10 protein-coding genes and 1 pseudogene are annotated in these 13,868 nt (G+C 47.9%); 10 read left to right on the forward strand and 1 reads right to left on the reverse strand.

Annotation, left to right across the window (positions count from 1 at the left end; genetic code table 11):
* Window positions 1-8: 8 nt before the first annotated feature.
* The 10 genes from C8J48_RS18085 to C8J48_RS18140 all read left to right on the forward strand — a co-directional run bounded on the left by C8J48_RS18085 (window position 9) and on the right by C8J48_RS18140 (window position 12,361).
* Window positions 9-257: a hypothetical protein gene (locus tag C8J48_RS18085; protein ID WP_107728661.1), complete on the forward strand. Its 249-nt coding sequence runs from the start codon at window positions 9-11 to the stop codon at window positions 255-257.
* Between the two features lie 4 nt (window positions 258-261).
* Window positions 262-651 (forward strand): TcpE family conjugal transfer membrane protein, encoded by a 390-nt coding sequence (locus C8J48_RS18090; RefSeq protein WP_107728662.1) that lies wholly within the window; start codon window positions 262-264, stop codon window positions 649-651.
* On the forward strand, window positions 632-3,109 hold the full coding sequence (locus C8J48_RS18095) for an ATP-binding protein (RefSeq protein WP_107728663.1): 2,478 nt from the start codon (window positions 632-634) through the stop codon (window positions 3,107-3,109). The genes C8J48_RS18090 and C8J48_RS18095 overlap by 20 nt, the downstream gene beginning before the upstream one ends.
* Entirely contained in the window at window positions 3,109-3,555 is a 447-nt protein-coding gene (locus C8J48_RS18100) for a hypothetical protein (RefSeq protein WP_107728664.1), read from the forward strand. Before C8J48_RS18095 ends, C8J48_RS18100 begins: the two co-directional genes overlap by 1 nt.
* On the forward strand, window positions 3,531-5,660 hold the full coding sequence (locus tag C8J48_RS18105; protein WP_107728665.1) for a hypothetical protein: 2,130 nt from the start codon (window positions 3,531-3,533) through the stop codon (window positions 5,658-5,660). Before C8J48_RS18100 ends, C8J48_RS18105 begins: the two co-directional genes overlap by 25 nt.
* Window positions 5,661-5,669: 9 nt before the next feature.
* A complete protein-coding gene (locus C8J48_RS18110; RefSeq protein WP_107728666.1) occupies window positions 5,670-6,377 on the forward strand; it encodes a hypothetical protein in 708 nt (235 codons plus the stop codon).
* On the forward strand, window positions 6,374-7,477 hold the full coding sequence (locus C8J48_RS19295; protein WP_107728667.1) for a transglycosylase SLT domain-containing protein: 1,104 nt from the start codon (window positions 6,374-6,376) through the stop codon (window positions 7,475-7,477). Before C8J48_RS18110 ends, C8J48_RS19295 begins: the two co-directional genes overlap by 4 nt.
* Window positions 7,478-7,492: 15 nt before the next feature.
* A complete protein-coding gene (locus tag C8J48_RS18120; RefSeq protein WP_107728668.1) occupies window positions 7,493-10,270 on the forward strand; it encodes a type IV secretory system conjugative DNA transfer family protein in 2,778 nt (925 codons plus the stop codon).
* A 4-nt stretch (window positions 10,271-10,274) separates the two neighbouring features.
* Complete coding sequence (locus C8J48_RS18125) at window positions 10,275-11,150, forward strand: replication-relaxation family protein (RefSeq protein WP_107728669.1); 876 nt, start codon at window positions 10,275-10,277, stop codon at window positions 11,148-11,150.
* A gap of 800 nt (window positions 11,151-11,950) precedes the next feature.
* The gene (locus C8J48_RS18140) at window positions 11,951-12,361 is read left to right on the forward strand and encodes a hypothetical protein (RefSeq protein ID WP_107728672.1); all 411 of its coding nucleotides are present in this window, start codon (window positions 11,951-11,953) and stop codon (window positions 12,359-12,361) included.
* A gap of 319 nt (window positions 12,362-12,680) precedes the next feature.
* On the opposite strand, the pseudogene C8J48_RS18145 reads toward C8J48_RS18140, so the two are convergent.
* Window positions 12,681-13,492: pseudogene (locus tag C8J48_RS18145) on the reverse strand (Tn3 family transposase); the annotation flags it as partial.
* Window positions 13,493-13,868 lie beyond the last annotated feature (376 nt).

Here is a 13,868-nt window from a genome sequence, read left to right on the forward strand (position 1 = left end):
GGGGTTAAATGGAGGAAATCAATCCTTTTGAAGTAATCAAAAATTTGGCTTTTGCAATAGTAGGTGTGGGGGCTGCGCTAGCGCTAGTTATCCTGATAGGAAAGTCACTTTATGCCTTTTCAAAGGGAGCAGCACAGGTTTTTGTGGGCGCATTGGCGTTTGCGTTAATCATCCTTCTGTTCACAAATGGGCAACAATCCTTAGAGTTACTGGAACGATTGCGCGACGGTTTAGCCAGTGCGATCGGTTTGGGGTGATAACATGCGCGAACTGGATACGTATACCAGTACCTTGAAGACGAAAAAGATGATCCATCACCTGGAAAGGATACCAATCCCCTTTCCGTTGACCATTGCAGGCTTGGTTGTCTTAGTGTTGCTGGAAATCATCATGTTCAAGTGGGTTCCATTTGGGAACCCACTTGTCAAATACATTGTGATTCCGGTTGGTATCTGTATATGGATCTCCTACCATGAACCCGAGGGGATCAATATCTTTCAGCAAATTTATCGTAAAATCCGGCGATGGTTTAAACCACGAAGAAGAAAAGTGAATCGATCCATTCCGTTGCGGGGGGTTCGAAAAGAATATCCGCAGATGACTTATATCCATCTGGATCGGAGGGAAGAGCATGATCCATCTCCCCAGTGAGATACGAGAAAATATCGCGATTATCAATGGTGTTCCATTTGGGTGGGGGCGGATTGAGTCCTATACCTATAGTACGTTATCGGAACAGGAAGCCAATTCCAAATTGAACGATGCCACGAATTTTTTCAGAAGAGGGCTTTATCCAGGGGCAACAGGATATATGTGGTTGGTTCGAAAAGAGCAAGATTGGAAAGATGAGCTGGATCAGATTGTAAAGCGAGCCCCAAAAGCGCACCGACGTACATTGGAACAGTCAAACGAGGCATGGTTACGCGTGATCGAAGAGCAACAAGCCCGATCGCGGTACGAATTTATTGTCGCTTTGGAATTGAGGCAACAGCAAAGCTTTTTATCAAACCTTTCGCAGTTGTTGCCGATTGATAGAAACGGGATTGAGCGAGTAATCGGAAAAACACCTGCACCGCTTCTTAATAAGAATCGTGTTCTGCAGCAATACCAGCGGGCTTTTGCGAAACAAGTGTCACAATTAGGGGATGTAGAGGCCCTGGAAGCGGAAGAGATCGCAAATTTCTACCGGCAGCATAGCTATCAGGGATTGACGCTGCCTCCGATCGGCGACACATTGAGATCGTTGTTTCCATGGGAGCGGAGAGATAAATCCTTTCTCCTGCCTAATCCCATAGAAGATGAGGGGAAGCGGATCCGAATCGATACCCCGGATGGCCCGCAGTATGTAGCTTATATTCCGGTTGCCCTTCTTCCCGATAAGATTTTAGCTCCCGGTTTTGACCTGATGTACGATATCCCGAATCTAGGGGGCAATATTCAGGGGTTACTGCACTGGCAGCAAAAGGGCTATCGTCAATCAAAAACGATGGCCGGGCGACATAAAAAAGTGGCGAAATCGAATCGGAAACACGTTGCGGAAGTGGATGACCCATCGCTAATCGATGATGATCAAGAGATTGAAGCAGAGCTCATGGAAGCAGAGATTGTCCGGTCTAAAAGCCCCATGAACAACCTGCGAATGATCTTTCAAGTATCAGGAGATACACCCACTGACTTAGATGAGCAGTGTAAGGCGTTGATTGATGATCTGGATACCAAAGGGGTTACTGCCCACCATCCGTCGGCGGATCAAGGGGAGTATTATGACAGCTGGCTTCCCAGCACGTATTGGGGGCCAATGGGTTACAAGATTCCGCAATTGCCGGATCGAACAGCAGCGATCGCGATGCCGGGGGCGCTCGATGTGGTTGGAGATCCGATCGGCCCACCAAAAGGCTTCCTAATGAGCAACGGATCAGTGTTCCGCTTTCACCTTGCTTGGGGCTCCCAAAACGATCAGTCTTCCCATGTGGTGATAACTGGGAGGATTGGATCAGGGAAAACAACGCTAATTTACCAGATTGTCGAGGATGCGATGATGACGGTCCCCGCTCGAGGGCTTATCCCGGATTTGAAAGGGGATCACGAACGGTGGGCGGATCACCCTACCTTGAAAGAGGATGTTCAGCTGGTGGAGTTAGATGGGCGGAAAGTGTCAGGAGTTTTGTGCCCATTTCATTTAGGATTGGATGAACAAGAGGCGAAGGAAGTTGCTCTGGACTATATTGAGCACACACTGGGGCTGGATCGGGAACAACGGGTGTTTGGGCTCCAAAATGATATTATGACGGCGATTGAGCGTGCTGTGGGTAAAGGAAACCCCAGCATGGCCCGAGTGATTGAAGAACTGGGAAGCGAGGATATGCGGGAAGAAGCCCGGGAGATGTCGCAGACGCTACGCCGGGCGCAAGATTTACCTCTTGGAAGGCTGATTTTCGGTGAAGTTCAAGAGGAGAGTAAGATCCGCTTTCCAAAAACCGGCCTAATCGTCCTTCGACTTCGCAATCTCAAGTTGCCAAAAAAGGGCGAGTCAGTGGTGCGGTTGAGTCAGCGGTTGAGTGAAGTGATTATGACCGGGATATCAGTCTTAAACCGCCAGTTTCTACTGGAAGGGAAAGAGAACGGGACTTTCAGCTTTAGTGTCCTCGATGAGTTTGAAATTTACACCCGGACTCGAACTGGAAGCGATCAGGTTAATGAGATTATCCGCTTGGGACGATCGAAGTTTTGCGGAGCCTTGGTGGCAACCCAAAACCCTTCTGATGTACCGTCGAATATCCGGAATAATGCTGGCTACTTCATATGCTTGGGGACCAGTGATTCGGAAGAAACCAAGTTAGCTATGAAGGCGATGGAAGTGGATTTGGAACATAGCGGCATCTATGAAAAGCTGTTGGAACTCGGAAAAAAACAAAGCACCAAAGCAAATAAAGGAAGGGCAGTGGCGCGGAAAGATTCGCAGGCATACGTCAAGGATCTCGCCAACCGGGTGGGATTGGTGAAATTCCTGATACCGCAAGCGGAAATGAGAGAGTTTTGGAAAACCCGTCCGGAATTGGAGGAAGTCGATGAAAATGAAGCCCAAGAGGCAGAAGAGGTGGGGGTCTAATGAGACGTTGGATAGGGATAGTGGGAACCATAACTCTTCTTGTAGGGGGGGGAGTTGCTTGCGGGGGCGATTCCTTTACACCGGCAGAAGAGCATGCACTTAAATTTGTAGAGGCGGCTTATATTCACCCAGATCCAGAAAAGGTCCGGCCCTTGGTTAATGAGAAATTGATCAACCCTGAGGTGTACAATACCGATGGTTATCCACCGGGAGAAGTCCTGCTTGGCTCTTATTCTTCCGGCGTTAATGAAAAAGTGATTGTTGTACTGCCTGAAAAATACGAGCGGCGAGTATATGTAGAGCTTTCATTAGGAGAAGAAAACGGAAAATGGTTTGTTTATAACACAAAAAAATACCCTGGAAAACAATCTTTTGAGGAGATACAAGAGCAGCCAGAGTATGAACGGTGGAGGATTGATGAATGGAAAAGTGCCACAATCGATTAATTCTGCTGCTATTGTTAGGAGTAATGTTCTGGTCATTTCCCAGCGAAACCTCAGCCTCCAGCGATTTATTACCAGGGGAGCCGATCGACTCCCCCTTCTATGAAAAATACGACAGAAGCGCCTACAAGCTTGATTATGTTCCCAAAGAAGATCCTAGTGGTATTGCAGAAACAATGGAAGTTCAGTTTTATCTTTTTTTAAACATTTTGCTCAATCTCGGATGGAGTCTCTATTTGTTTTTAGTTGAGTTCACCATCAGAATCGTAAACTGGGCGTTCGATAAAAAATTGACCAACGATCTGATTGACATTCTCGGCGAGCTTTTCCCCGCGTTGGAAAATACACTTTGGGACAACCTTTGGTTTCTCGGCGCCTCGGTGGCTGTTTTAGCTGCCGTACTGCTTTGGGGTTCTGGCAAAACACAACGGTCTGCTTTGGTGCTGGCGGGGATGATTATATTACTGGCGATCGTCCCTTCGTTGTTGGCGAATTTTCCAGCATGGATAAAGACGGTAAACTCTGTGGCTACCGATATTGGCGGCGAAGTGCTGGTGAAGATGGTCAAGGCGGATCAAGGCCTCTTTGACAATATGTCCGGCCAGGAAATGGCACGCTTACAGCGCTTGGCTGAGACGAACCCGCAAGCATATGAACAAGAGATGGAAGAACGCCGAAAAGAGCTGGAGGAGCTGAAAGAAAAGCGAGGGATTCACGCAGTCGATGATGCCATTTGGAAGTCACTCGCTTATGAGACCTATATTGTCGCCAACTGTGGCGATAAAGAGAAGTGTACAAAGTATATCGATGAATTACTAGCACTTGGTGACGATGATGAACAACGTCGCGAATACTTGCGTCACGGAGATGAGGAAGGAAGTAATAAATGGATTGATGAAGACGGAGTTTCTAAGAATGAGGATCTAAAACAGTTTACAAAAGCAGGCTTTCCGGAGCGGGCAACCAATGCTGTGGTAACTGGATTATTAGGGCTGATTCCGTTGTTAGCCCTGGTGGTCTTTAGCTTTCTGACGTTGTATTGGACAGGGATCGCGATGGGGTTTGCCATCCTTGGGGTGATTTTTCTGCTGTTGGCTTTTTGGCCCGGATTTGGTTGGGGGGAAGTCGCCTATTGGACTTGGCGATCGTTTTCAGCCCTGTTGATGAAATTGTTCTATGCGATCGTTTTGGCAGTGTTTTTGGCTACCTGGATCTTGATCCAACCAGGAGGTTCTCATTTGCAGAATCTTGGTTTGGGTGGACGGATCATCGTAATTTCATTTTTGCTGCTTGGATTTTGGACGGCAGTGGAGTCCTTGCGTCGGAAATGGATTAATCCGCCGAAGTTGCAAGGAGGCTCGATTGCGGCTGATGGAACAGGGGCTAATGATGTGAATGTCGCTTGGGATAAAACGAAACAGGCGATTGGAATGCCTACAAGGCTAGCCGCTATGGGCTTAAAAGGCCTAAGGCGTGGCCATCGCTACCAAAAACATCGCCAGAATCAACGAAATATCCAACGAGCCCATGCAGAGAACCAAGCAATTCTTCATCGGATGGAAGCAGGTGCAGGTGCTGAAACCCAAGATAAACCACAGCGACGAGTGCGGTTAAGAGGGGCTGAGGTTCGGCAGTTCGATTCCGGAATGGCGAAGGAGTCCAAGCAAACCTTTGCTGCCATGAAGAGTGAGGGATATGATCCTACCCAGGAGGAAGATCGGCTGGCTTGGCTAGAGAAAAATCCCGACGAAGCCAACCAGGTATCGGAGATTGGCCGGTGGTCGGAAAAACGACTGGAAAAAATGAAGAAAAAAATGTCCGACTTTGATGGAAAAACACCGCCACCGGCAAGGCCTCAAAAAAATACCCCTGAATATGAAGTGTGGGAACAATCACCGAGATGGCGAAAGCATTGGGGTCTATATCAGAAGGCGAAAAAACAAGTCAATGAACGATATAAACAAGATTACCTTGACCGATATAAAAAGTACGAACGATCCGTTTCTCGTTATTTTCGGCAACCACCGCGATATCATCAGCCTTCCGAACGGGCGTATTTGAGAGAATACCGGAAGATGGCTCGCCCACAGGAAAACGAAGAGAGGTGATGAGGCGATATGAAACCGTCTTGGAAGGATCGATGGCTGGATTTCCGTGATACATTCATCGAAAATTTGGAAGAATTTTTAACCACCTTTTTGTATCATGTCAAGCAATCTTGGGACCCAGGAAAGGTGATCCTGGGAGGCATAGTTGTTATCGCTGCGCTGGTCTTAATGATCGCCAATTGGTTAAGTGGGGCCTCTAATTCGGCCCATCCTCTTCCTCCTGTGGAATCCGAGGAAGCCCCTGATACGCCTGGGGATTCCCCAGGTGAGTCTGGGATGGAAGGTGAAACCTCGGAGGATGAGTCTAGCGATGAAGAGGAAACGGGGTTGAACCAGGAGGATGAGAAAGCGATTGAGAACCTGGGGACGGCTTTTGTAGAGGAATATCTGACTTACCAGGATCGAGATATGAAAGATCGCTCAAAGCGGATTCGTCCCTATGTAATAGAGGATATCTATCAGGCAGAAAAACAGGCTGCGGATGACGTTCCCGGTGATATTCCTCCCGAAAGCCAGGTTAAAGAAGTGACCAAGGTTCGGGTTCAAATGCGGCAGATTACAGGAACTGAGACAGCTTTCCGAGTCATTTGGCTGGGAACAGTTTCTTCCGTAATTCGAGATGAGGATGGAAAAGAAAGCGAGGTAGAGGACCGGATTGAGTTAAAGGTGATTCCGCAAAAGAGTGAATGGAAGATCGCGGAGGTGATCTACCATTGAAGGAAGAAACCACCCCCGCTGCGAAAGCGGTAGTCATCGCCCGACGCATGGCGATGCGGGCGGCACAGGCAACGACGGCCAAAGTGGCTTCAGCGATGGCGCCTGTATTATTAAAGTTTATAGGCTATGCATTGCTTGCACTTCTGATTGTTCTCCTGATCTTCGGCCTGTTTTATGTTCTGGTAGGCACCTTTACCGCTATTATGGGCGGGGCCTATGAGCCGAATGAAAGGGGGGCAGGGGGAACGATTCAATCCGTTCCCTATGCTGAATACATTAATGAGGCAGCTATTAAACATGGAGTTTCTCCTAGTTTAATAGCTGCCGTCATCCGACAGGAAAGCAACTTTGAAAAACTAGCGCAAAACCCCCAATCTTCGGCATCGGGTTTGATGCAGCTGATGCCGGCAACGGCAGAGGAGATTGGTGTGGAAGACGTGTTTGATCCACGCCAAAACATCCTGGGTGGAACCAAGTATTTAGCCATGATGCTAGATCGATATGATGGTGATGAAAAGTTAGCGCTGGCGGCTTACAATGCGGGCCCTGGAAATGTAGATAAGGCGTTGGCGGCTGGTGGAGATGGAATTCCGAATTTCCGCGAGACGCAGGCGTATGTACCCAATGTTCTATCATACAAGAATCAATATGACGGAATGGTTGAAGAGGATCAATTGGTTATCGGTGATAGAGTTGCGGGCGGTAGTGGAGATCAATACCCCTATAAAGAGGCGAATACTTCCGGGGTCGATCCGTGGGGGTTTTACATTCGGCAGTGTACCTCTTTTGTCGCGTGGCGGCTCAATGATGCTGGAATCGAATTTCATAACACCATGCGGGGAGGGCGATTCAGCAACGCTGAGAACTGGGACGACAATGCGCGGGAGTTAGGAGTCAAAGTAAATAACAAACCTGCAGTTGGGGCTGTCGCACAATGGGATGCTGGCGCATTCGGTCACTCCAATCTGGGTCATGTTGCTTATGTGGTTGAGGTTGACGGCGATCGGATTACGATCGAGGAATATAACTATGAGCCGTACAGCTTTAGCAAACGATCCATTCCCGCTTCCCAGGTCAGTAACTTCATTCATTTTCGGTAATAAAGGAGGGATTTTATGCTGGATGAGATTCTGAAGAACTTGTTTAAGTCCGACAATAAAGGAGATGCTGAAATGGCCCAACTGGGCCAATTCGTCATCTATGGGATACCGATTGCAGGGCTGGTGTGGATCTTTTTATTCCCTCAGAAGGCGGCTACAGTATGGGGACAACTTTGGGGAAGGGTTGCCGGTCCGGCAACCACTGTAGGGGAAGGGGTACTTAACGTCATTATTGCACTCCTCATGATAGCAGGAGTGGCGGCGATCGGATTTATTGGTCTTCGGGTTTATCATTATCGACGGGCCGGAAAAGAAGTCCGGTACTACCGGATCGTCCCCCATCGGAAAACGACCGCTTCAGCGGAGAAAGTAGATGCCTTTACAAAAGACCTACATAAAAGACATCGGGTTTGGTACAAGCGGATTACCCGTGGGCGGGAGTGGTATCGGTGGCTGATTCATTGTCACCCTGAAACAAGAGAGATCCAGTTTTATATCGGATATCCGCAGGATAAGGAGAACGGGGTAAAAAAATGCTTCCAGGATCACTTCCCCAATGCCGAACGGTTTCCGGTTCCGCATGATCAATTGCCTCTTCCCAAAACAACCCAAGGAACCGGCGGATATTTTCGTTTGAATACAGAGGATGATCGCGCCGGTTTGCCACTGCAGCCGCTCAACCCCAAGCTGTTAAACAGTGTTCTTACTCATTTAGAGCCGGGTACGTGGGTGGATTTGCGGTATAGTGCGGAAAAGTCGAAACGACCGCTGAAAAAGCGAGTGAAACAGGGATTAAAAAGCTTGGGCCTTTCCGAAGAGGAACTAATCAGCATCTTCCGGCTGGAAACGAATCATCCGAAAAAGAACCAATCTGACCTTGATCCAACGGAGCGGGCACAATACAAATCGCTGTTTGAGCAGCACAACGGGCGAGAAAAGGGATTTGAGGTCGCTCTTTATCTTTTGGTTCAACCTCCTGAAGATCCCGAAGATATCATGAGTGAGGCTATCTATGAGGATGTGAAATCGCAAGTCGAGAGCACCATGGAGTTTGATAACTTCATTTATGCTCGACGCCTCCGCTCCGTCTTTAAAAAACTGAACCCGGTCCGCCAAATTAACCCGATGCCGCTACCAATCTTTCCTCGCATGCTCTTGACTCATTCAGAAGTGGGGAACCTGGTGCATATCCCGAAAGGACCGACGAAAGAGCAGGAAGAACGGGATGAAAACCACGTTTTTGACAGCATTACGCATGTTGGAAAAGGCCAGAAGATGCCAGCCCAAGGGGAATATCAGCAGGGGATCGGGATTGCGTATGTGGATCATCCGATCAACAGAGACCGCATCATTCGAATTGGGCAGAACATCATCCGTAAGATGGGTTCGGTTGTGGGGGACATCGGATCAGGGAAATCGGCGCTATTGATCATGATGATGCAATCCTTGTTGGAAGAGTGGTATCAAAACCCTTACAAGGGTGGTTTCAGCGGTATGGACCCCAAAGGGACGCTTGTACAAACGATGAAGACGCGTATTCTCAAGGATGAGAAAGCTGGAAAAACAGTTCATCGGGACCGGCTGCATATCATTGATATCGCGTCCTCCGAGTTCGCTTTGGGGTTGAACCTCTTGCATCGACACCCGTGGCAAACGGTCGAGGATGTGATCGATGACACTCTGGCCGTCTTACGGAACGCTTACGCCGGAAAGACTGACCCTGTCTTATTGGATAAATACGGCCGCTTGGCTCTGGAAGCGTTGTTACTGGATAGTAAGCAAAAACATACAATCTTGGGTGTTAGCGAATTTCTGGATAAAGACAGCCCCTTACGGGATCGTTTGGTAAAACAATTTGCGGCCTCCAATGATACAACCAAGAAGGCATTAGCCAAAGAAATCAGCAGAGAGAAGTTTGGCGGGAAGGATACCGAAGTGGTGCGAAACCGGTTGGTTCGCTTAAACAAAAATCCGATCGCCAGACGAATGTTTGGACAGTTTGAGAACAACCTGAACATACTGGAGTGGTTGGACGAGGGACATGTAGTGCTGTTTAATTGTCAGCACCTTCCGCCGGAAATCATGCGGCTAACGATGGGGTACATCGCGAATCAATACTGGCAGATGGCACAGCACCGTAAATACAAGCAGCGAAACCATCCCTTGTTTATTGATGAAGCCCATATGGTACAACTTCCGGTGTTGTCCGAAATGCTGGAAGTGTTGCGGGATTTCGGCTTGCCGTTGTACCTTTGCACCCAGCACTATGGGCAATATGAAGATTCCTTGCTTTCGGACGCCTTGGGCTTGGTTGGTACGAAGATCGCCTTTAAGCAAGAAGACGAAGGGCATGCAGATAAAGCCTGTAAAAAGGCTGGACGGAGCTTTGAACCCCGCGATATCCAAAATCTAAAATCCTTCCAGGCCGCTTTGTACGTGGAAAACAGTAAGGGAGAGAAACAGCCGCTATTGGTTCGGACTGATCCACCTTATGTGTTTGGGGAAGATGGGGAGCCCACTTATTTTGGCGAAGACGTGGAACGGATTGACCGAGAGAAAAATAAAGCATTTGCCTGGGCAGATCAAGAATTAGCCCGTCCATTGCAGAAACGGGATTGTACCCCTATTTCAGAAGTAAATCAACAGATCAACGACTACCTGGAGAGCTTGTGGGGGGAGAAAGAACCGAAAACAGGAAAGACAATTGGACAGTTTGACATACCGAAGCCCGAGGAAGATTCGAAACCGGAGTCAAAGGCACCGACTACTTTTTCCCTTCCGAAAGGAGAGTGACCCGATGAGTGTCATCAATTGGATCAATCACCCGACTATGCCGGTAAAGGACAAACTAATCATGGTCCTGTATGAGTTACGGACGGCTAATCGCTACCAATTGGCAAAGCTCTGTGCAAAGTCGGTTCGGAACATCGAGAAGATCATTGAACAGATCAATCAAGAAGCGGCGCAAAAAAGGGGAGTACAAGTGGGGAAACAAGTGAAGAGAGGGCATGGTCTTGGGATTCGATCCCGCCGGGGGAATAATAAGATCCCCCGGATGTACTCTCTTGGTCCGGTGGCTTGGGAAAGGGCGATGGAGTACCGAGAAGAAAAATTGGAATACGTAGAGCATACCGGCACCCAAGATGAACATTTTGCCGGTTTAAATGACATCCTGGTACGTCTGATCGAAGCCAAACGAAAAGAACAAGTAGAAAAGCAGATCGAAGGGTTAGAATGGCGAAATACGAATGAGGCTGCCCAAGATTTAATCTATATTTGGGAGATGGGGCGCTGGGAGGAATGGAAGCGGGACGAGAGGAAAAAGAGGGAGGAAATGAAGAAGATTATCCACCCGGATGCCAAGGTTTGTTGGAACGGTCAGGTATTTTGGCTTGAGTTTGATAACATTAGCGAATGGGGGGAGAAACTTCGAGGTAAATACCGGAATTATATCGAAACCTTTAACCCAATCCCCCGAGAAACTGGACTCCATAGCCCCGTCGTTTGGGTGACACATGAGCGCTCTCGTTTGGAGTATTTAGAGCAACAGTGGAAACAGGTAAAAGTACATCCACGATTCAAGGATTATCAGCAAAAGCCTGAGATGTACTTCTTTTTATCCGGTGAAGAAACGACTTTTTTGATGGAATATAACAGCTTGGTTTCCGCTTAGATTTGGTTGTTTTCATTACCGTTGTATATTACGGTTTAAAAATCGAACTAAACATCGGTATAATAATCGTTCTTCATTTCGGTATAAGAATATTCAGTATATAGGCCGGACCCCTTGATCTTACTGGAGTCAGAAACACCTTACAGGCGTCTGACTTGTTCCCTCGGGAGAGGGCTTCTCCCTTCGCTCTCTCGGTTTCGCCTTTCGCGCTCCCGTCGTTCGCTTCGGTCGTCCCCTCTCCCGAGGGAACCTTGGTGCCCCTAGCGGGCCACCGGTGGGGGTGCTCCCTCCCACCTTCTACCATTTGTCGAAATTGAATATAGTATTCTGATAATTTTAGAAAAAGTAATAAAATGGAAGCATAGAGGAAATAACTGTAATTGGAGTGGTTTTCCATGATTCACCGAGGCAGGTGGAGGCCAGAGGAAGATGAGTATCTGCGCCAAAATTTCGGGAAACTGTCTACCCAAAAGATGGCACAGCACCTAAAGCGGGGGAAGAAAGCTACATATAATCGATGTTATGAGCTTGGGTTATCAAAAGGGTGGAAACCATCGAAGCGCAGGCGATGGACGGAAGAGGAAAAGGAATATCTCAAAAACAACTATAAGCAGCATACCAATAAAAAAATAGGGAAAGAGTTGGGTCGATCGGAAAGCGCTGTCGCATTAATGGCTTGGCGAATGGGATTGGGTAAGAGATAGGACATTTTTTATGAATGTATTCATTTTTTCTGATAAAGTGGAAATATAATGTGACTCCTGAAAGATCAAGAAAGAAAATAGAGGAGCGGATAGATAATGGAGGCTAAACACATTGCCTATATAGGACGCTGTGGTGTAGGGAAAACGATTCAACTTCACCGCAAATTTGAGGAGATTCAGAGTCTACCCGAAAAATATCAGCTTATTTTCGTTCCGGACCAAGCCCATGCCGATTATTCATTGGAAGGAGCGACAAAACAGATATGGCCCCAAGATCCACAAAAATTAATTTCGAAACTGATCCATATTGCCGATACAAGCATCAACCCGGTTATTATGTTTATTGATGCGTTGCCCGAAGAAGCCGTCTTATTATCACCACTTTTTAATCATCCCCGAGTACAAGTGATTATGACCACGCAATACCCTAACCGGATTGATGAGATTCAGACAGAAAACCCGATAAAAATGGAGTATCCCGAAAGGAATTTTTTCACTGTTCGGTAGTAAGAGGAATGATATTCAAAAAGTTAGTAAATAAAGGATTACAGTGTAATTTGAATCGTAGTTAATGGGGTCACCGTACCATTTCGGGTAAAGTGTACTCTAAGACACCTTTTGGACATAAAAAAACCGACTTCTTGTACGTTAAGGAAGTCGGCTTTTTTTGATAGTTCCTTAACTAAGATCCCTCGCTCTGATCCTCTTAGCGTATCTCTCAGGACGTTTTATATCCACCTGAATATAATCAACATCCCCTGCGATTTTTCTTCCCTCAAACCTTCCGGTATAATTGGAAAATATACAATTTACAGGTAGAAAAGTTCTACCGCTTACCTGCAGCACCTTTCACAAGAACAATCTTTTCCCGCAACGGTCGCGGATTGTTGATATCGATCCGCTGTTTGAGGTTCCAAACGTAATCGCCGGTAAGGGTAATGTGTTCCCACCCTAGAGGAGAAAGGTGCTGCAGATAATCTTCTGGGATTTCCATTCCGCGGGCTTGGAGGGTATCCACGGCCCGGGAAAGATAGACTGTATTCCATAACACAATAGCTGCTACCACCAGGTGGAGCCCACTGGCACGGTACAGCTGATCCTCATAGGACCGGTCCCGAACCTCACCCAGCCGGTTGAAGAAAACCGCCCGGGCAAGAGCGTTTTTCGCCTCCCCCTTGTTTAGGCCTACCTGAACCCGGCGTCGCAATTCCGGACTTTGCAACCATTCCAGGGTGAACAGCGTCTTCTCAATCCGGCCGATCTCCCGCAGCCCCCAGGCTAAACCGTTTTGCCGCGGATAAGCTCCCAGCTTACGCAGCATGAGCGAAGCTGTCACCCGCGTTTGGTGGAAGTGGCCAGGCGGAGGATGTCATCCCAATGGTCCCGGATCTTCTTGACATTGATCCGGCCACCCACCAGGGAAGCCAGGTCCGGGTATTCTGTCGGCTTGCCGAAGGTATACATTCGCTTGTCCCCCAGATCCCGAATCCGCGGAGCAAATCGGAAGCCCAACAGGTGGCACATAGCAAAAACATGATCCGTATATCCGGCAGTGTCCGTGTAATGCTCCTCAATTTGCAGCTCCGTTTCGTGATAGAGAAGGCCGTCAATCACATGAGGGGCGTCCCGGGCGGAGATGAGCGCCTTGCCTACTTCCGCATACAGGCGTACCTTCTCATTGATCATCTTCCCATCCCGCTGGAATTGTTCCTTGTGGGTGTGTTCCCCGCGGTTAAATAGCCGTCCAATCAGCTTGTCATGAACCTCCAACCCCTGATCGGTGAGGGATGCGGAAATAGCAGGGTACCTAGACCCTTCGAACGAAAATAAACCAGCCCCAGAAGCCGAATTTCTGGGGCTGGTGCTGTGTTTATGGGTCGCCGTACAAATTTATTTAAAAAACCAGCTTCCTTATGTACAGGAAGCTGGTTTTTTAATCTGTTTCCTTTTCAACTATCAAAAGTTCGTCCAATCGACAATCATACCGATTCATTAACCTTTCTAATATATCGCG

The organism is Desmospora activa DSM 45169, from assembly GCF_003046315.1.
In the GTDB taxonomy this organism is placed as follows: domain Bacteria; phylum Bacillota; class Bacilli; order Thermoactinomycetales; family DSM-45169; genus Desmospora; species Desmospora activa.

Coding starts and splice junctions, on each gene's coding strand:
- C8J48_RS18085 (WP_107728661.1), top strand. CDS start 9: ATGGAGGAAATCAATCCTTTTGAAGTAATCAAAAATTTGGCTTTTGCA.
- C8J48_RS18090 (WP_107728662.1), top strand. CDS start 262: ATGCGCGAACTGGATACGTATACCAGTACCTTGAAGACGAAAAAGATG.
- C8J48_RS18095 (WP_107728663.1), top strand. CDS start 632: ATGATCCATCTCCCCAGTGAGATACGAGAAAATATCGCGATTATCAAT.
- C8J48_RS18100 (WP_107728664.1), top strand. CDS start 3,109: ATGAGACGTTGGATAGGGATAGTGGGAACCATAACTCTTCTTGTAGGG.
- C8J48_RS18105 (WP_107728665.1), top strand. CDS start 3,531: ATGGAAAAGTGCCACAATCGATTAATTCTGCTGCTATTGTTAGGAGTA.
- C8J48_RS18110 (WP_107728666.1), top strand. CDS start 5,670: ATGAAACCGTCTTGGAAGGATCGATGGCTGGATTTCCGTGATACATTC.
- C8J48_RS18120 (WP_107728668.1), top strand. CDS start 7,493: ATGCTGGATGAGATTCTGAAGAACTTGTTTAAGTCCGACAATAAAGGA.
- C8J48_RS18125 (WP_107728669.1), top strand. CDS start 10,275: ATGAGTGTCATCAATTGGATCAATCACCCGACTATGCCGGTAAAGGAC.
- C8J48_RS18140 (WP_107728672.1), top strand. CDS start 11,951: ATGGAGGCTAAACACATTGCCTATATAGGACGCTGTGGTGTAGGGAAA.